This is a genomic window from Pseudomonas sp. NY15435 (genome assembly GCF_048068295.1).
GTDB lineage: Bacteria > Pseudomonadota > Gammaproteobacteria > Pseudomonadales > Pseudomonadaceae > Pseudomonas.
Genome location: NZ_JBLUQA010000010.1, coordinates 18957 through 36083, shown reverse-complemented (window position 1 = coordinate 36083; position 17127 = coordinate 18957). Strand labels below are relative to the sequence as shown.

Annotated in this window: 12 protein-coding genes; 8 read left to right on the top strand and 4 right to left on the bottom strand. The window is 66.4% G+C overall.

Annotated elements, in window-relative coordinates:
* The first annotated feature begins 56 nt into the window (after positions 1 to 56).
* The 4 genes from ACNFH5_RS22185 to mrdA all read left to right on the top strand — a co-directional run bounded on the left by ACNFH5_RS22185 (position 57) and on the right by mrdA (position 5741).
* Positions 57 to 1148 carry a polyamine ABC transporter substrate-binding protein gene (locus tag ACNFH5_RS22185; protein WP_416749704.1) on the top strand — a complete coding sequence of 364 codons (1092 nt, stop codon included), beginning with the start codon at positions 57 to 59 and terminating at the stop codon, positions 1146 to 1148.
* The gene (locus tag ACNFH5_RS22180) at positions 1145 to 2413 is read left to right on the top strand and encodes an NAD(P)/FAD-dependent oxidoreductase (protein ID WP_416749702.1); all 1269 of its coding nucleotides are present in this window, start codon (positions 1145 to 1147) and stop codon (positions 2411 to 2413) included. The genes ACNFH5_RS22185 and ACNFH5_RS22180 overlap by 4 nt, the downstream gene beginning before the upstream one ends.
* 37 nt (positions 2414 to 2450) lie before the next feature.
* Complete coding sequence (locus tag ACNFH5_RS22175; protein ID WP_416749700.1) at positions 2451 to 3350, top strand: DMT family transporter; 900 nt, start codon at positions 2451 to 2453, stop codon at positions 3348 to 3350.
* A 498-nt stretch (positions 3351 to 3848) separates the two neighbouring features.
* The gene (gene mrdA / locus ACNFH5_RS22170) at positions 3849 to 5741 is read left to right on the top strand and encodes a penicillin-binding protein 2 (protein WP_416749698.1); all 1893 of its coding nucleotides are present in this window, start codon (positions 3849 to 3851) and stop codon (positions 5739 to 5741) included.
* A gap of 48 nt (positions 5742 to 5789) precedes the next feature.
* Here the strand turns inward: mrdA and ACNFH5_RS22165 are convergent, their stop codons facing one another.
* Genes ACNFH5_RS22165 through ACNFH5_RS22150 form a run of 4 tightly spaced genes read right to left on the bottom strand, consistent with a single transcriptional unit; the run spans position 5790 to position 10943 of the window.
* Positions 5790 to 6005: a formate dehydrogenase subunit delta gene (locus ACNFH5_RS22165; RefSeq protein ID WP_416749696.1), complete on the bottom strand. Its 216-nt coding sequence runs from the start codon at positions 6003 to 6005 to the stop codon at positions 5790 to 5792.
* Positions 6002 to 8911 carry a formate dehydrogenase subunit alpha gene (gene fdhF, locus ACNFH5_RS22160; protein WP_416749694.1) on the bottom strand — a complete coding sequence of 970 codons (2910 nt, stop codon included), beginning with the start codon at positions 8909 to 8911 and terminating at the stop codon, positions 6002 to 6004. The genes ACNFH5_RS22165 and fdhF overlap by 4 nt, the downstream gene beginning before the upstream one ends.
* Positions 8908 to 10467 carry a formate dehydrogenase beta subunit gene (locus ACNFH5_RS22155; RefSeq protein WP_416749692.1) on the bottom strand — a complete coding sequence of 520 codons (1560 nt, stop codon included), beginning with the start codon at positions 10465 to 10467 and terminating at the stop codon, positions 8908 to 8910. The genes fdhF and ACNFH5_RS22155 overlap by 4 nt, the downstream gene beginning before the upstream one ends.
* Positions 10461 to 10943, bottom strand: coding sequence for a formate dehydrogenase subunit gamma (locus tag ACNFH5_RS22150; protein WP_416749690.1), 483 nt, complete (start codon positions 10941 to 10943; stop codon positions 10461 to 10463). Before ACNFH5_RS22150 ends, ACNFH5_RS22155 begins: the two co-directional genes overlap by 7 nt.
* A 377-nt stretch (positions 10944 to 11320) precedes the next feature.
* On the opposite strand from ACNFH5_RS22150, the gene ACNFH5_RS22145 reads away from it, so the two are divergent.
* The 4 genes from ACNFH5_RS22145 (at position 11321) to ACNFH5_RS22130 (ending at position 17125) form a co-directional block, all read left to right on the top strand.
* The gene (locus tag ACNFH5_RS22145; RefSeq protein ID WP_416749688.1) at positions 11321 to 11689 is read left to right on the top strand and encodes a c-type cytochrome; all 369 of its coding nucleotides are present in this window, start codon (positions 11321 to 11323) and stop codon (positions 11687 to 11689) included.
* Positions 11690 to 11705: 16 nt separating this feature from the next.
* Complete coding sequence (locus ACNFH5_RS22140; RefSeq protein WP_416749686.1) at positions 11706 to 13100, top strand: D-arabinono-1,4-lactone oxidase; 1395 nt, start codon at positions 11706 to 11708, stop codon at positions 13098 to 13100.
* 85 nt (positions 13101 to 13185) lie between these two features.
* On the top strand, positions 13186 to 14394 hold the full coding sequence (locus tag ACNFH5_RS22135; RefSeq protein WP_416750002.1) for a DSD1 family PLP-dependent enzyme: 1209 nt from the start codon (positions 13186 to 13188) through the stop codon (positions 14392 to 14394).
* Between the two features lie 355 nt (positions 14395 to 14749).
* Complete coding sequence (locus tag ACNFH5_RS22130) at positions 14750 to 17125, top strand: type VI secretion system Vgr family protein (RefSeq protein WP_416749684.1); 2376 nt, start codon at positions 14750 to 14752, stop codon at positions 17123 to 17125.
* The last annotated feature ends 2 nt before the right edge of the window (positions 17126 to 17127 follow it).

The following is a 17127-nucleotide window of genomic DNA, read 5'->3' as shown; positions in this document are numbered from 1 at the left end:
ACCCACGCACGACGAACCATGACGACCATCCCCGAAAACAAAAAACCGAGGGCAGCATGATCACCCGTCCCATGACCCTGGCAGGCCTGGCCCTGTCGCTGTTGGCTGGTACTACCCAGGCGGCGCAGACCGTCACCATCGCCAACTGGAGCGGCTATATCGCCGACGACACCCTGGCGCACTTCACCAAACAGACCGGCATCCAGACCACCTACGACCTGGTGGACAGCAACGAGACTACCGAAGCCAAGCTGATGACCGGCGCCAGCGGCTACGACCTGGCCAGCCCGTCCAACCACTTCCTGCCGCGCCTGATCAAGGCCGGCGCCATCCAGGAACTGGACAAGAGCAAGCTGCCCAACTGGAACAACCTCGACCCCAAGCTGATGAAGATCCTCGAGGTCAGCGACCCGGGTAACCGCTACGCCATTCCGTACCTCTGGGTGACCGTCGGCATCGGCTACAACGAGGACAGGATCAAGGCCATCTTCGGCAACACCGATGTCACTCACAGCTGGCAGTTGCTGTTCGATCCGAAGAACGCGGAAAAGCTCGCCCAGTGCGGCATCGCGGTGATCGACAACGCGACCCAGATGGTGCCCATCACCCTCAAGGTGCTGGGGCGTGACCCGGCCAGCCAGAACCCGGACGACTTCAAGGCCGCCGAAGCCGCGCTGCAGGCGGTGCGCCCGTCGATCCGCTACTTCCACCAGTCCAAGTACGTCAGCGATTTGGCCAACGGCAACATCTGCGTCGCCATCGGCTTCAGCGGCGACGTGCTGCAGGCCATGACCACTGCCCAGCAGGCCGGCAACGGCGTGAAGATCGGCTACAGCCTGCCGCGCGAAGGCAGCACCATCGCCGTGGACACCGTGGTGATTCCCAAGGGTGCGCCGCACCTGGAGAACGCCTACGCCTACATGAACTACCTGCTGCAGCCCGAGGTGATCGCCAACATCACCAACGCCGTGCAGTACCCCAACGGCAACGCCGCCGCGACCCAGTACGTGACCCCGGCACTGCGTGCCAACCCGGCTGTCTACCCGCCGCAGGAAGTGCTCGACACCCTGTTCCCGATCAAGACCCTGTCGCCATCGGGGATGCGCATGAGCACCCGCCTGTGGACCCGTGTGATGAGCGGCAAATGACCCAGCCCAACGACCTGCGCCGCCACGCCCTGGTGGTCGGCGCCGGCGTGGTCGGCCTGGCCACCGCGCTGCAACTGCAACGCCGGGACTTCCGCGTGACCTTGCTGGACCGCAATCCGCCGGGGTTGGCAACGTCATTCGGCAACGCCTGCACCTTCGCCACCTACTCAGTGGAGCCGGTGGCAACACCCGGCATCTGGCGCAAGGCGCCGGGCATGCTGCTGCGCCCGGACAGCCCGCTGGCCATCCGCCCGGCCTACCTGCCGCGTATCGCCCCCTGGCTGTTGCGGTTCCTGGCGGCGTCCCGGCGTGATCGCGTGGAAGCCATCGGCCACGATCTCAACACTCTGCTGCGCCCGTGCATGGACGCGTGGCAGGGGTTGTTCGACGAGGCCGGCGCCAACGACCTGATCCGCCATGACGGCTCGCTGTACATCTTCGAGGAGCATGAGCGCCGCGACGCCGAGGCCATGGTGGATTACCACCGGCGCTTCGACGTGCCGATCCGTTTCGTCGAAGGCGGTGAATTACGCGAGCTGGAACCTGCACTCAACGCCCGCGCCAGTTGCGCGGTGGAGCTGCCCGGCGTGAGCCGCACGCTCGATCCCTACGCGTTGAGCCTGCGCCTGTTCGAGCGCTTCGTTTCCATGGGTGGCGAGTTTCGTCGCGGCGAGCTGCTGGGCCTGGAACCGGCCGGGCAGGGCAGGGACGCGGTGCAGGCGCAACTGGCGACCGGCGAGCGCCTGGCTGCCGACCGCGTGGCGCTGTGCACCGGCGCCTGGTCGCGCACGCTGGTGGACCAATTGGGCGATGCCGTGCCGCAGGACACCGAGCGCGGCTATCACGTGCTCTTCGGCCATGCCGGCCAGGTGCTCAACCGCCCGGTGTGCTGGGGCGCTGGCGGCTTCTACATGACACCCATGGCGCAGGGCCTGCGCGTGGCCGGCACGGTGGAATTCGCCGGGCTGGAGGCGCTGCCGAGCCCGGCGCGCTACCGCTTCCTGACCCGTGGCGCGCGGCGCTTCCTGCGCCTGCAGCACGAGCCGGTATCGCAGTGGATGGGCTTCCGCTCCTCGGTGCCGGACAGCATGCCGGTGCTCGGCCCGTCCCGGCGGCTGCCGCAGGTCTTCTACAACTTCGGCCACGGCCATATCGGCCTGACGCTGGGCGCCATCAGCGGCCAGTTGCTCGCCGAGCAGGCCAGCGACGGCATCACCAGCGTGCCGGTGACGCCCTTCCTCGCCAGTCGCTTCAGCTCGCGCTGAAGCGCTTGTACCCACCGCCGCCAAAGGAGATCACGACATGCCCCAGCTGACCTTGGTTGTCCCCCGTAGCCATGCCATGCGCAGCGTGGGCCTGATGCTGTTGTCGATGTTCTGTTTCGCCGTGGTGGATGCACTGGCCAAGATGGTGGCGTTGAAGTACCCGGCCAACGAGGTGACCTTCTTCCGCATGGCCTTCGGCGTGCTGCCGGCCTTTCTCCTCTGCCTGCGTGGCCGGCCGCTGGCTGAGCGCTGGCGGCAATTGGACGTGCGTGGCCAGACCATCCGCGCGGTGACGCTGCTGGGGTCGTCCGCGCTGTTCTTCGCCGGGTTGCCCTACGTGCCCCTGAGCGAGGCGATTTCCATCGCCTATTCCGAGGCGCTGCTGGTGATCGTGCTGGCGCCGCTGCTGCAGGGCGAGCGCCTGCTGCCGCGCAACGCGCTGGCGGCGGTGCTCGGTTTTCTCGGCGTGCTGATGGTGGTCAAGCCCGACAACGCCGAGGCCAGCCTGGTCGGCCCGGCGCTGCTGGTCGCCAGCGCGTTCTTCGGCGCGTTGTCGATGATCCAGATTCGCCGTATCCGCGTCACTGACGACTCCACCACCACGGTGCTGTATTTCACTGTGGTCGGCACCCTGGTCACCGGGGCGACGCTGCCGTTTTCCTGGAGCACGCCGAGCCTGCCGGACCTGGGCCTGATGCTCGCCCTCGGTCTGCTCGCGACTCTCGGGCAACTGCTGTTCACCATTGCCGTACGCCGCGCCCACGCCGCCACGCTGGCGCCGTACACCTACACCAGCATCATCTGGGCGAGCCTGCTCGGCTACCTGATCTGGGGCGAGGTGCTCAGCCTGCTGTCGCTGGTCGGCATCGTACTGATCGTCGGCAGCGCGGTGGTCGTGGCTGTGCTGGAGCAGCCGCCGGAAGGCTCGGTGGTCTGATTTTTCAGCAACGAACACACTCCGTAGCGTCCGGCGCTCTGGCTTTCGGTGCCGCGAGTCTTGTCCGCAATCCTGGGTGGGCCGGGTGCGAGGGTAGGCCAATCGCGGACGGAGTCCGCTCCTACGCGGGTGCATGCCGTTGGCGTTTTCCGCAGGGTTGGCAGATATCGTGGACAAGGCCCTCTCCTGCAAAGGTGTCAGGCTTCGTAGGAGCGGACTCCGTCCGCGATTGGCATCACCCCGCAGAGGAATACCGGGAACGGTTGCGGCGCCTGGCACGAGGGAGACGCCTCGACTGTCGGTCAGAATCCGGCCCGTCGGTCTGGTACCATGCCGCGCCGGCATACCCTATGACGCGTGATTGCACCGCGCCAGGCGCTGCCGGCTTCTTCCGCCCAACTGCGCTGTAATCAGGCCGCATCGATCGGAAAGCCCCCGCGCTCGGCGTGGTTGAAGCGCTTTTCCGCAGGATCGATGGGGACCTTCTGGAATCTCCCGATGCACGATCCGATCAAACTCAAGGACCACCAGCAGGAGTCGACGCTGGTCAACCGCCGGCTGATCGCCTGCGGCGCGCTGGTGGCCCTGATGAGCGTGACCCTGGTGGCGAGGCTGTACTTCCTCCAGGTCACCGACTACGCGACCAACGCCACCGTCTCTGAAAACAACCGCATCCACGTCCTGCCGATTCCCCCGGAACGCGGGCTGATCTTCGACCGCAATGGCAAGGTGCTCGCCGAGAACCTGCCCAGCTTCAACCTTACCCTGACCCGCGAGCGCGCCGGCAATTCCCAGGCGGTGCTCGATCAGGTCACCGATATCCTTCACCTGAGCCCCGAGCAACGCCTGCAGTGCGGCAAGGCGCTGAAGAAGAGCCGCCATCCCTTCGAGCCGGTCACCCTCCTGCATGACCTGAGCGAGGAGCAGATCGCCCTCATCGAGGTCAACCGCTACAAGCTGCCGGGCATCGACGTGGATGCCGAGTTCGTGCGCCACTATCCATACGGCGAGCATTTCGCCCACTCGGTCGGCTTCGTCGGGCGGATCAACGAACGCGAGGCGGCGCGCCTGGACAGCACCGAGTACCGGGGCACCGAATACGTCGGCAAGACCGGTATCGAGCACTTCTACGAGCCGCAACTGCATGGCCACGTTGGATACGAGGAAGTCGAAACCAACGCTCAGGGCCGCGTCATGCGCGTGCTGAAGAAGGTGCCGCCGGTGGCCGGCGAGAACATCGTGCTCGGCCTGGATGTGGACCTGCAGGTCGCCGCCGAGAAGGCCCTGGGCGATCGCCGCGGCTCCGTGGTGGCGCTGGACCCGAACACTGGCCAGGTGCTGGCAATGGTGAGCAACCCGAGCTTTGACCCGAACCTGTTCGTCAACGGCATCAGCTCGGCGCAGTACGCGCAGTTGCGCGACTCCATCGACCGGCCGCTGTTCAACCGGGCGCTGCGCGGGCTGTACTCGCCGGGCTCGACCATCAAGCCGGTGGTGGCCATCGCCGGGCTGGATACCGGCACCATCACGCCGGCTACGCGGGTCTTCGATCCGGGTTACTTCCAGTTGCCCAACTACGACCACAAGTACCGCAACTGGAACCACAGCGGCGACGGCTGGGTGGACCTGGACACGGCCATCAAGCGCTCCAACGACACCTACTTCTACGACGTCGCGCACAAGCTCGGCATCGACCGCATGCACGATTACCTGACGCGCTTCGGGCTCGGCAGCAAGGTGTCCATCGACATGGCCGAGGAAGCCCCCGGCCTGATGCCGTCCCGCGAGTGGAAGCGCGCTACCCGGCGCCAGGCCTGGTTCCCTGGCGAGACGGTGATCCTTGGCATCGGCCAGGGCTACATGCAGGTGACGCCGCTGCAACTCGCCGAAGCGACCTCGCTGATCGCCAGCAAGGGCGCCTGGCACCGTCCGCGACTGGCCGAGTCGGTGGGCGGCGAGGATGTCGTCGACAGCCATCCCATGCCTGACATCCACCTGAGCAATCCCCGCGACTGGGACGCGGTGAACTACGGCATGCAACTGGTGATGCACGATCCGGGCGGCGGCGCGCGGGCCGCGGGGCAGGGCGCGCAGTACCGCATCGCCGGCAAGAGCGGCACCGCGCAGATCGTCGCAATCCGCCAGGGCGAGCGCTACAACCGCCTGAAGACCCAGGAGCGCCACCGCGACAACGCGCTATTTGTCGGTTTCGCCCCGGCCAGCGAGCCGTCCATCGTGGTCTCGGTGACCATCGAGAACGGCGAAGCCGGCGGCCGCGTGGCCGGGCCGGTGGTGCGCGAGATCATGGATGCCTGGCTGCTCGATCAGGATGGCAAGCTCAAGCCGCAGTATGCGGTCCCGGCCGAGAAGGATTCGGGCAAGCACGCCTGAGGCGCTGTCGGAACCCAGCCTGCGCGCCGGGCTGGTTTCCGCAGTCGGCTAGGCCACTCTTTCGGTCAACGCCGCCCGCACCAGTGCATGCAGTTCGGCGCCCGGGTTCTGCTCCTGCCAATCGCTGAGCTCGCGGCGCATGGCCGGCGTCCAGAAGTTCTGCAGGTGTTGTCGAACGCCGTGAACCGCCAGGTCGTGATCCGACTCGGTGGAGAAGTACAGGCCGATCTGGTTGGCCATCTTGATCAGGTTTTCGACGCTCATCGGCGCACCTCGGCTTTCTCGGCTCTCTCGGTTTGCGCGTGGCGGCGGTCCTTGAGCAGGCGCCGTTGTTCGTCACTGAAGGCCTGGTAGCGCTTCTGCCATTCCGAAGGCTGGAACACGCGCACCACTTCCACCGCCGTGACCTTGTACTCCGGGCAGTTGGTCGCCCAGTCGGAGTTGTCGGTGGTGATCACGTTGGCGCCGGACTCGGGGAAGTGGAAGGTCGTGTAGACCACCCCCGGCGCCACCCGCTCGCTGACCTTGGCGCGCAGCACCGTCTGCCCGGCGCGACTGCCCACGCCGACCCAGTCGCCATCGCTGATGCCACGGCTTTCGGCGTCGCTGGCGTGGATTTCCAGGCGGTCTTCCTCGTGCCAGGCGACGTTGTCGGTGCGCCGGGTCTGCGCGCCGACGTTGTACTGGCTGAGGATGCGCCCGGTGGTGAGCAGCAGCGGGTAGCGGGCGTTGACCTTCTCCTCGGTGGGCACGTAGCCGGTGAGCATGAAACGCCCCTTGCCGCGCACGAACTGCTCGATGTGCATGGTCGGCGTGCCGTCGGGCGCGGCGTCGTTGCACGGCCATTGCAGGCTGCCATGGCGGTCCAGTTCGGCATAGCTGACGCGGGTGAAGGTCGGTGTCAGGCGGGCGATCTCGTCCATGATCTGCGCCGGATGCTGGTAGTCCATCGGGTAGCCCAGGGCGTTGGCCAGGGCCACGGTGGCTTCCCAGTCGGCCTTGCCGCCCAGTGGCTCCATGACCTTGCGAACCCGCGAGATGCGCCGCTCGGCGTTGGTGAAGGTACCGTCCTTCTCGAGGAAGGAGCTGCCCGGCAGGAATACGTGGGCGAACTTGGCGGTTTCGTTGAGGAAGATGTCCTGCACCACCACGCATTCCATGGCGGAGAGGGCGGCGGTGACGTGCTGGGTGTTGGGGTCGCTCTGGGCGATGTCCTCGCCCTGGCAGTACAGCGCCTTGAAGGTGCCGCCCAGCGCCGCTTCGAACATGTTGGGGATGCGCAGGCCGGGGTCCGGCTGCAAGGTCACGCCCCAGGCCTCTTCGAACTGGCTGCGCACGGTCTGGTTGGAAATGTGCCGGTAGCCGGGCAACTCGTGGGGGAACGAACCCATGTCACACGAGCCCTGCACGTTGTTCTGGCCGCGCAGCGGGTTCACCCCGACGCCCTCGCGGCCGACGTTGCCGGTGGCCATGGCGAGGTTGGCGATGCCCATCACCGCGGTGCTGCCCTGGCTGTGTTCGGTGACGCCCAGGCCGTAGTAGATCGCCGCGTTGCCGCCGGTGGCGTAGAGGCGCGCGGCGGCGCGGATTTCCTCGGCGGGCACGCCGCACACTGGCCCGAGCACTTCCGGGGCGTTGTCCGGCAGGCTGACGAAATCGCGCCAGCGGATGAAGTCGCTGGTCTCGCAGCGCGCATCGACGAAGTCCTGCTTGACCAGGCCCTCGGTGACGATGACGTGGGCCAGGGCGTTGAGCATGGCGACGTTGGTGCCGGGGCGCAGTTGCAGGTGCAGCTCGGCGCGGGCGTGGGGCGAATCGACCAGGTCGATGCGCCGCGGGTCGATGACGATCAACTGCGCGCCCTGGCGCAAACGGCGCTTGAGCTGCGAGCCGAACACCGGGTGCGCGTCGGTGGGGTTGGCGCCCATCACCAGCACCACGTCGGAGTGCATCACCGAGTCGAAGCTCTGGGTGCCGGCGGATTCGCCCAGGGTTTGCTTGAGGCCGTAGCCGGTGGGCGAGTGGCAGACCCGCGCACAAGTATCGACGTTGTTGTTGCCGAACGCCGCGCGCACCAGTTTCTGTACCAGGTAGGTCTCTTCGTTGGTGCAGCGGCTGGAGGTGATGCCGCCGATGGAGTCGCGCCCGTATTTCGTCTGGATGCGCCGGAACTCGCTGGCGGCGTAGGTGACCGCCTCGTCCCAGCTGACTTCCTGCCAGGGGTCGTTGATGTGCTGGCGGATCATCGGCTTGGTGATGCGGTCCGGGTGCGTGGCGTAGCCCCAGGCGAAACGGCCCTTGACGCAGGAGTGGCCGTGGTTGGCCTGGCCGTTCTTGTCCGGGACCATCCGCACCAACTGGTTGCCCTTCATCTCGGCACGGAAGGAGCAGCCCACGCCGCAGTACGCGCAGGTGGTGATGACGGCGCGCTCCGGCTGGCCGATCTCGACCACGCTCTTTTCCATCAGCGTGGCGGTGGGGCAGGCCTGCACGCAGGCGCCGCAGGAGACGCACTCGGAGTCGAGGAAGTTCTCGCCGCCGGCCGCCGCCACGCGGGACTCGAAGCCGCGCCCTGAGATGGTCAGGGCGAAGGTGCCCTGGGTTTCCTCGCAGGCGCGCACGCAGCGGTTGCAGACGATGCACTTGCTCGGGTCGTAGTCGAAGTAGGGGTTGGAGACGTCTTTCGCATCGCTCAGGTGGTTGGCGCCGTCGTAGCCGTAGCGCACCTCGCGCAGGCCGACCTGGCCGGCCACGGTCTGCAACTCGCAGTTGCCATTGGCAGAGCAGGTCAGGCAGTCCAGCGGATGGTCGGAGATGTACAGCTCCATCACGTTGCGGCGCAGGTCCGCCAGCTTCGATGTCTGCGTGCGCACTACCATGCCTTCGCTCACCGGCGTGGTGCAGGAGGCCGGATAGCCGCGCATGCCGTCGATCTCCACCAGGCACATGCGGCAGGAGCCGAAGGCTTCCAGGCTGTCGGTGGCGCAGAGTTTCGGGATGGTGGTGCCCAGCAGGGCGGCGGCGCGCATCACCGAGGTGCCGGCGGGCACGCTGATTGCGCGGCCGTCGATGTTCAGGCTGACCTGCGCGGCGCTCTCGCGGGCGGGCGTGCCGAAGTCGATGTCGCGGGTGTCGCCACTGGACGTGGAGGGATCGAAGTAGTTGATCACTGGTCGGCCTCCGAAGTCGCCAGACCGAAGTCGGCGGGGAAGTGCTTGAGGGCGCTGGCCACGGGGAAGGCGGTCATTCCGCCGAGGGCGCAGAGCGAGCCGTATTGCATCGTGTCGCAGAGGTCGGTGAGCAGTCGCGCCTGTTCCTCGCGGGCGCTGATGTCGGTGGCGGCGATCAGCCGGTCCACTACTTCCACGCCGCGGGTCGAGCCAATGCGGCAGGGCGTGCACTTGCCGCAGGATTCCTCGGCGCAGAACTGCAGGGCGAAGCGCGCCATGCGCGCCATGTCCAGGCTGTCGTCGGCGACCACCACGCCGCCATGGCCGAGCATGGCGCCGACGGCGGCGAAGGCCTCGTAGTCCAGCGGGGTGTCGAACTGCGATGGCGGCACCCAGGCGCCCAGCGGGCCGCCGACCTGCGCGGCCTTCAGCGGACGGCCGCTGGCGGTGCCGCCGCCGTAGCCTTCCACCAGCTCGCGCAGGGTCAGGCCGAAGGCGCGTTCCACCAGCCCACCGTGGCGAACGTTGCCGGCCAGCTGGAAGGGCATGGTACCCAGCGAGCGGCCCATGCCGAAGTCGCGGTAGAACTGCGCGCCTTTGGCCAGGATGATCGGCACCGAGGCCAGGGTGAGTACGTTGTGCACCAGCGTCGGTAGGCCGAACAGGCCTTGCAGCGCCGGCAGCGGCGGCTTGGCGCGGACCACGCCGCGCTTGCCTTCGAGCGAGTCGAGCAGGGCGGTTTCCTCACCACAGATGTAAGCGCCCGCGCCGACTCGAACTTCCAGCTCGAAGGCGCGGCCGCTGCCGCAGATATCGTCTCCGAGGTAGCCGGCTTCGCGGGCGGTCTTCAGGGCCTGATTCAAGGTGGCGATGGCGTCCGGGTATTCCGAGCGCACATAGATGTAGCCCATGGTCGCGCCGACGGCGAGGCCGGCGATGGCCATGCCCTCGATCAGCAGGAAGGGGTCGCCCTCCATCAGCATGCGGTCGGCGAAGGTGCCGGAATCACCTTCGTCGGCGTTGCACACCACGTACTTCTGCGGGCCCGCGGCGTCACGCACGGTGCGCCACTTGATGCCGGCGGGGAAGGCGGCGCCACCCCGGCCACGCAGGCCGGAATCGAGCACCGCGGCGACGACGTCGGCACCGTCCAGGCCGATGGCGCGGGTCAGACCCTCGAAGCCGCCATGGGCGCGGTAGTCGCCCAGCGACAGCGGCCGGGTGATGCCGGCGCGGGCGAAGAGCAGACGCTGCTGGGTCTTCAGGTAGGGCAGCTCTTCCACCGGCCCGAGGGCCAGCGGATGGCTGGTTGGGTCGTCGCAGAGGGCATCGAGCAGGGCCGGCACGTCGTCGACCAAGAGCGGGCCGAAGCCCAGCCGGCCGGCGTCGCTGTCCAGCTCCAGCAGCGGCTCCAGCCAGTAGAGGCCGCGCGAGCTGGTGCGCTGGATATCCAGCGGCAACTGGCGGCGCTCGGCCTCGGCGACCAGGGCGTCGGTCACTTCGTCGGCGCCCACCGCGCGGGCCAGCGAATCGCAGGGGATGAACAGCCTCAGCATGCGGCGTCCTCCCGGCAACCGTTCACCAGCTCGCGCAGGCGGTCGGCGGTAAGGCGGGCGTGCACGCGGCCGTCCAGCTCCAACGCCGGCGAGCAGGCGCAGGCGCCCAGGCAGTAGACCGGGCGCAGGCTGATGCGGCCGTCGGCGCTGGTGCCGTGGTCGTCCAGCTCGAGCTGTTCGCGCAGTTGCGCGGCGAGGGCGTCTGCGCCCCGGCTCTGGCACGACTCGGCGCGGCACAGGCGCAGCGTATGGCGCGCCGGGGGAGCGGTGCGGAAGTCGTGATAGAAGCTGATCACCCCGCGTACCTCGGCGATGCTGAGGTTCAGGGCATGGGCAATTTCGGGGAGGGCATCGTCGGGGATGTAGCCGACGCAGTCCTGGATGGCGTGCAGCACCGGCAGCAGGGCGCCGGGCGTGGCCTTGAGACGTTCCAGCACATCGTGGATCAGGGGCAGGTGAAGCGAATCATCAGGCATACAGCGCACCTCGACATCGCGGGCGCCTGCGATGGGCGGCGACCCGGAATCCTTCGGCGGCGGCGTACCGGCCACGTCACGGTATGCGTGGCTCTGCGGGGCGCCATCGTTCTTATGGGGTGTTGCGGTCCGGCCAGGCATCTGTGCGCGCCTGATCCTCGAAGATTGCCATTCCCCTGAATTAGGGATAGCACTCGAACGACGCCCCGCATCCTGAAACCGACAGGCAACCCAAGTCGTGACGTTGTCCGCTCAAAGCCCCCTGGTTGGCCGGCAAAGTCCTCGGGGGTGGAGTGCGCACGAATTAACCTGACCCCTGCCCATGAAAACAAGAATCCGCACCGCCTGCCGGGCGCGGTAACAAGAGGGGGAGCAGCATGGTGAAACCCGCAAGACTCTGGCAGCCGGCGGCCTTGCTGGCGCTGGTCGGCCTGCTCGGCGGCTGTGGCGATGATGCAGCGCCGCCCGCCACCGCCAATGCCGCCGCGCTGGCGCCCGCCGACCCCGCGTTGGCGAAGATATACGACAGCAGTTGCAAGCTCTGCCACGCCAACCCGGCCTCCGGCGCGCCACAGAGCGGCGACGCGAAAGCCTGGCAGCCACGCGTCGCCCAGGGCGCCGACAGCCTGCTGGACCACAGCATCAATGGCTACAAGGGCATGCCGCCGATGGGCATGTGCATGCAGTGCTCGGAGGACGAGTTCCTCGCGCTGATTTCCTTCATGTCCGGCCAGCCGGTCCAGTAAGCACGGGGTTCCTTCGATGCCTATTCACCTTACCCGGCGCCGGCTCCTGCAAAACGCCGGTATTGCCGGCGCCTTCGCCGCGCTGTCGACCAGCCCGTTGGCAGCCGAGCTGGCTCGCGCGCCACGGCTGATCCCCTGGCGCAACTGGTCCGGTGGGCAGAGTTGCCTGCCGGCGGCGCGCCTGGCGCCGCAGAGCCTCGACGAGCTGGTGCAGGTCATCCGCCAGGCCCAGGGCAAGGTGCGTCCGGTGGGCTCGGCGCATTCCTTCAGCGCCCTGGTACCCACGGACGGCACGCTGGTCTCGCTGGCGTACTTCAACGGCCTGCTCGGCCATGACGCCGACACCTTGCAGGCGGAGTTCGCCGCCGGTACGCCCATGTCGCTCATGGGGCCGGCACTGAAGGAGATCGGCCAGGCGCTGCCGAATATGTCGGACATCGACTACCAGACCCTGGCCGGGGCGATCTCCACCTCGACCCATGGCACCGGCGTCGGCTTCGGCTCCTATTCCACCCGTGTGACCGGCCTGCAACTGGTGACCGCCAGCGGCGAGGTGCTGGACTGCGACGCCCAGCACCACCCCGAGGTGTTCAACGCCGCGCGGGTGTCGCTGGGTGCGTTCGGTATCGCCACCCGCGTGCGATTGCAGAATCGCGCGGCCTTCCGCCTGCGCGAACGGCAGTGGATCGCCAGCACCGAGGAGCTGCTGGAGGACGTGGAGAAGAACACCCGCGAGAACCAGCACTGGGAGATGCAGGTGCTGACCCATTCCGACTACGCGCTGTCCATCGCCCTGAACGAGACCGAAGACCCTGCCACACCGCCGCTGGACCCGGCCGAGGAGGGCGGCAACGGTTATGTCAGCATCATCGAGAATCTCGACAAGTACGGCAGCGACTTCCCTGCCGCGCGGCGCTTCCTGCTCAACAGCCTGCGCCATGTCGCCAGCTTCGACGACCGGGTCGGCGACTCCTACGACATCTTCGCCAACGTGCGTAATGTGCGCTTCAACGAGATGGAATACTCCGTTCCCGCCGAACACGGCCCGGCCTGCCTGCGCGAGATACTCAAGCTGATCAACGACAAGGACCTGCGCACCTGGTTCCCCATCGAATACCGCTACGTGAAGGCCGATGACATTCCGCTGAGCATGTTCGAGGGTCGTGACAGCTGTTCGATCTCCGTACACCAGCACTACAGCATGGACCATCACAACTTCTTCGCCGCCGTCGAACCGATCTTCTGGAAATACGCCGGCCGGCCGCACTGGGGCAAGCTGCACACGCTGAACGCGCGCACGCTGCAACCGCTGTATCCGCGCTGGAAGGAGTTCACCGAGGTACGTCGCGAGCTGGACCCACAGGGCAAGTTCCTCAATGCCCACCTGTCATCGATCCTGGGCGTGGCCTGACAAGGAAGAACAATCCATGAAACGACGCAATTTCCTCGTCGGCGCGGCGGGCGCGGGCGTCCTGCTCGCCGGTGCCGGCGCCTGGCTGCGCCCGGGCGACCACGGCGCCCCTTACGACGACTACTTCGCCCAGCTGAACCGCGAGCTGCGCGAGCATGGGCCAATGCGCCCGGTGATGCTGATCGACCTCGACCGGCTGGACCACAACGTCGACGTGGTGATGCAATCGGTAGCCCGCGGCGGCAAGCACCTGCGCGTGGTGGAGAAGTCCCTGCCATCGCCGCAATTGCTCGACTACATCGCCAAGCGTGCCGGCACCCGGCGGATGATGTCGTTCCACCAGCCGTTCCTCAACCACGATGCCGAGCGCTTCCCCGATTCAGACCTGCTGCTGGGCAAGCCGCTGCCGGTGGGGTCGGCGCAGCAGTTCTACGAGAACCTGCGCGGCCCCTTCGACCCTACCACCCAGCTGCAATGGCTGCTCGATACCCCCGAGCGCCTGCAGCAGTACCTGGCGCTGGCGCAAGGGCGCAACACCCGGCTGCGGATCAACATCGAACTGGACGTCGGGCTGCACCGCGGCGGCGTGGCGGATCACGACACCCTGGACCGGATGCTCACGATCATCGGCGCCAACCCGCAGCACCTGGAGTTCGCCGGCTTCATGGGCTACGACCCCTTCGTCGGCATGGGCGTACCCGAAGTTCTTGGCTCTTCGGAGGAGCTTTTCGCCAAGGTCATGACGCTCTACAACGGCTTCGTCGATTACGCCCGTACCCGCCATGCGCCGCTGTGGAAGCCCGGCCTGACGCTCAATACCGCCGGCAGCCCGAGCTTCCGCATGCACGAGAATGAGCGCACCAGCAGCGAAGTATCGGTGGGCTCGGCGCTGGTCAAACCGACTCATTACGACCTGCCGTCCCTGGGGGAGCACCAGCCGGCGGCTTTCATCGCCACGCCGGTGATCAAGAGCACCGGCGCGGTACGGATTCCGGCGTTGGACGATAGGTCGAAGCTGTTCTCCTGGTGGGACCCGAACCAGCGCGAGACCTTCTTCGTCTACGGCGGCAACTGGATGGCCGAGCCGGAATCGCCCAAGGGCTTGCAGTTCAACGGGCTGTATGGCCGCAGCTCGAACCAGGAAATGGTCAACGGCTCCAGCGCCGTCGGCCTGAAGGTGGACGACCAGGTGTTCCTGCGGCCGACCCAGTCCGAGTCGATCCTGCTGCAATTCGGCGACCTGCTGGCCGTGCGCGGAGGGCGCATCGTCGAGCAGTGGCCGGTTTATAGCTGAGCGGCGCAGCGCTGGAAGAGAGAACTCAGGTCATCGGCCTGAGGCGCTTTCATGTGGATACTGGCTTGCGCCTCGATTCATTCGAGCGCGAGTGTATTGCTATCGGTAATCGTCAGCGAAGTTCCTATCACATGGATGGAATTTTGCCGACGATTGCTGTCAATCGCAGAGTGTGATCGGTTGTAGCTTGAAGCAACCTGAAAGGCCGCAGAGGGAGGATTTATTCGATTCTCCGAGCCTCGTAATAAAACCCCGCGTTATAGCGACTAATCAGACAGCTTTTTGGGGGCAGTCCTAACGACAGAGCCATCACCTGACTGGTGGGATTGACGTTCCTCTGGAACGGATGCCCTCCATGCTCAGTGAACTCCGCACCTTCTTCGACCACAGCCGGCATACCGTCACGGTAGACGGCCAGAGCGCATTGCTGGACGTGCTCGCCTTCTCCGGTACCGAAGCCCTCAGCGAAACCTTCTGCTTCGCCATCGAAGTCACCAGCCCGAACCTCGACATCGCTGCCGATACGATGCTTGGCAAGGACGCCACCTTCAGCCTGCGCGCCGCGCCGCCTTCGCTGACTATTCGCGGCTTTACACCGCCACCGGTGGCGCCGCTGCGTACGCTGCATGGCGTCATAACCCGCTTCAAAAGACTCTCGGCATCCCGTGACGAAGCGCGCTATGAGCTGACGCTTGAGCCGCGCCTGGCCCTGCTCGACCAAGGCTGCCAGTACCGCATCTACCAAAACCAAAGCGTGCCCGAAGTGGTGGAAGCCATCCTCCGCCGCCACGGCCTGCGCGGGCAGGATTTCCTCATTGACCTGGGCAGAACGTACAAACAGCATGAGCAACTGCTGCAGTACGGCGAAACCGATCTGGCCTACATCAAAAGGCTCTGCGCCGAGCGTGGCATCTGGTTCAGCTTCAGCATGGATGCGCGCCTGAAGATCGACGTCGTCGAGTTTCATGACTCGCCCATGCACTACCAGCGCGACCTTACGCTACCGCTACACCCCCTGAGCGGCCTGGAAACCACCGGCCAGGATGCCGTGTGGGACCTGCAAGCCAGCCACCAGGTCGTCCAGCAGTTGGTCAGCTCGCGCGCCTACTACTCTCGCGACGCCGGCGCCAACCTCGACGGCCAGGCCGACCTCACTCGAGGCGCCACGACCACCTACGGCGAGGCCTACCATTACGCCGACGAGCCCTACCAGACCCTTGGCGATCCCCTCGCTCGCGGCGACGAAGAAGGTCATGCCGAAAGCGGCGTGTTCTACGCGCAGCTGGCCCACGAACGCTACCTGAACGACCAACTCCGCCTCGACGGCGCCAGCAGCAGCGCCGCCTTGGCCCCCGGCCACGTGCTCAAGGTTAAAGGCGGCGCTCCCGCCGCGTTCAGCGAAGGCGCGCTGATCGTACGTACCCATTGCACCGCCGCCCGCGATCGCAGCTTCGAAGTGCACTTCGAAGCCATCCCTGACGGCAACATCGCCTTCCGCCCAGCAGTACCGGCCAAGCCGCGCATCGCCGGCACCGTCCCGGCGCGCGTCACCAGCCCGCAGCGGAACGACCCCTACAGCCACATCGATGGAGAAGGGCGCTACCGCGTCAACTTCCTCTTCGACCGTGACACCTGGCCTGCCGGGCGCGAAAGCATGTGGCTGCGCCTCGCGCGGCTCTACGCCGGCGATACCTATGGCCTACATCTGCCGCTGCTGGCCGGTACCGAAGTCGCCGTTGCCTTCGAGCAGGGCGACCCGGATCGCCCGTTCATTGCCCACGCCCTTCACACGAATCTGCAGCCCGATCACGTCACCATCCAAAACTACAAACGCAACGTCCTGCGCACGCCGGCGAACAACAAGATTCGCCTGGACGACACCCGTAGCCAGGAGCACATCAAGGTCAGCACGGAATACTCCGGCAAGAGCCAGCTCAACCTCGGCCACCTGGTGGATGCCAAACGACAGAAGCGCGGAGAAGGTTTCGAACTGCGCACGGATGGCTGGGGCGCGGTGCGTGCCGGCAAAGGTGTGTTCATCAGCGCGGACGTACAACCCGGTGCCCAGGGGCAAGTCCTGGCCATGCAGGAAGCCGTTGCTCGGCTCAAGCAGGCCGGTGATGAACTCCAGAAGCTCTCCGCTGATGCCGAAACCGCCAAAGCTGATCCAGCAGATGTCCAGGCGCAGTTGACTCTACTCAGCGATCGCCTGGACAAGCTGCAAGCCTCGGTCGCGCTGATCAGTGCCCCGAAAGGAATCGCCCTCACCAGCGGCCACCACCTGCAACTGGCTGCCCAGCGCAACCTGATGCTCAACGCCGGCCACGAAGCGGACGTCAGCGTGGTCAAGCGCCTGTTCATTGGGGTAGGCGAGGGCATGAGCCTGTTCGTACGCAAGCTCGGCATGAAGCTCATTGCCAACCAGGGCGCTGTGCTGATCCAGGCGCAGAACGACCGCATGGAAATCCTCGCTCGGCAAGGGCTGGACATCACCAGCACCGAGGACGAAATCCACATCACTGCCAAGAAGAAGATCGTCCTCAACGCTGGCGGTACCTACATCACGATGGACAACTGCGGCATCGAATCCGGCACCCAGGGCGACTACCTGATCAAGTCCGCACATTTCGATTTTCAGGGGCCGACGAAGCAGTCGGTTGAGTTCCCAGAGGTGGCGCCGCTCGCGGACTTCCCGGTCGGGCAGGCTAACGGAAACCTTTACTCCGACTAACA

Excerpts from the sequence above, each read along its gene's own strand:
- ACNFH5_RS22155 (WP_416749692.1), bottom strand. The coding sequence starts at position 10,467 with ATGCTGAGGCTGTTCATCCCCTGCGATTCGCTGGCCCGCGCGGTGGGC.
- ACNFH5_RS22175 (WP_416749700.1), top strand. The coding sequence starts at position 2,451 with ATGCCCCAGCTGACCTTGGTTGTCCCCCGTAGCCATGCCATGCGCAGC.
- ACNFH5_RS22180 (WP_416749702.1), top strand. The coding sequence starts at position 1,145 with ATGACCCAGCCCAACGACCTGCGCCGCCACGCCCTGGTGGTCGGCGCC.
- ACNFH5_RS22150 (WP_416749690.1), bottom strand. The coding sequence starts at position 10,943 with ATGCCTGATGATTCGCTTCACCTGCCCCTGATCCACGATGTGCTGGAA.
- mrdA (WP_416749698.1), top strand. The coding sequence starts at position 3,849 with ATGCACGATCCGATCAAACTCAAGGACCACCAGCAGGAGTCGACGCTG.
- ACNFH5_RS22140 (WP_416749686.1), top strand. The coding sequence starts at position 11,706 with ATGCCTATTCACCTTACCCGGCGCCGGCTCCTGCAAAACGCCGGTATT.
- ACNFH5_RS22165 (WP_416749696.1), bottom strand. The coding sequence starts at position 6,005 with ATGAGCGTCGAAAACCTGATCAAGATGGCCAACCAGATCGGCCTGTAC.
- ACNFH5_RS22130 (WP_416749684.1), top strand. The coding sequence starts at position 14,750 with ATGCTCAGTGAACTCCGCACCTTCTTCGACCACAGCCGGCATACCGTC.
- ACNFH5_RS22145 (WP_416749688.1), top strand. The coding sequence starts at position 11,321 with ATGGTGAAACCCGCAAGACTCTGGCAGCCGGCGGCCTTGCTGGCGCTG.
- ACNFH5_RS22185 (WP_416749704.1), top strand. The coding sequence starts at position 57 with ATGATCACCCGTCCCATGACCCTGGCAGGCCTGGCCCTGTCGCTGTTG.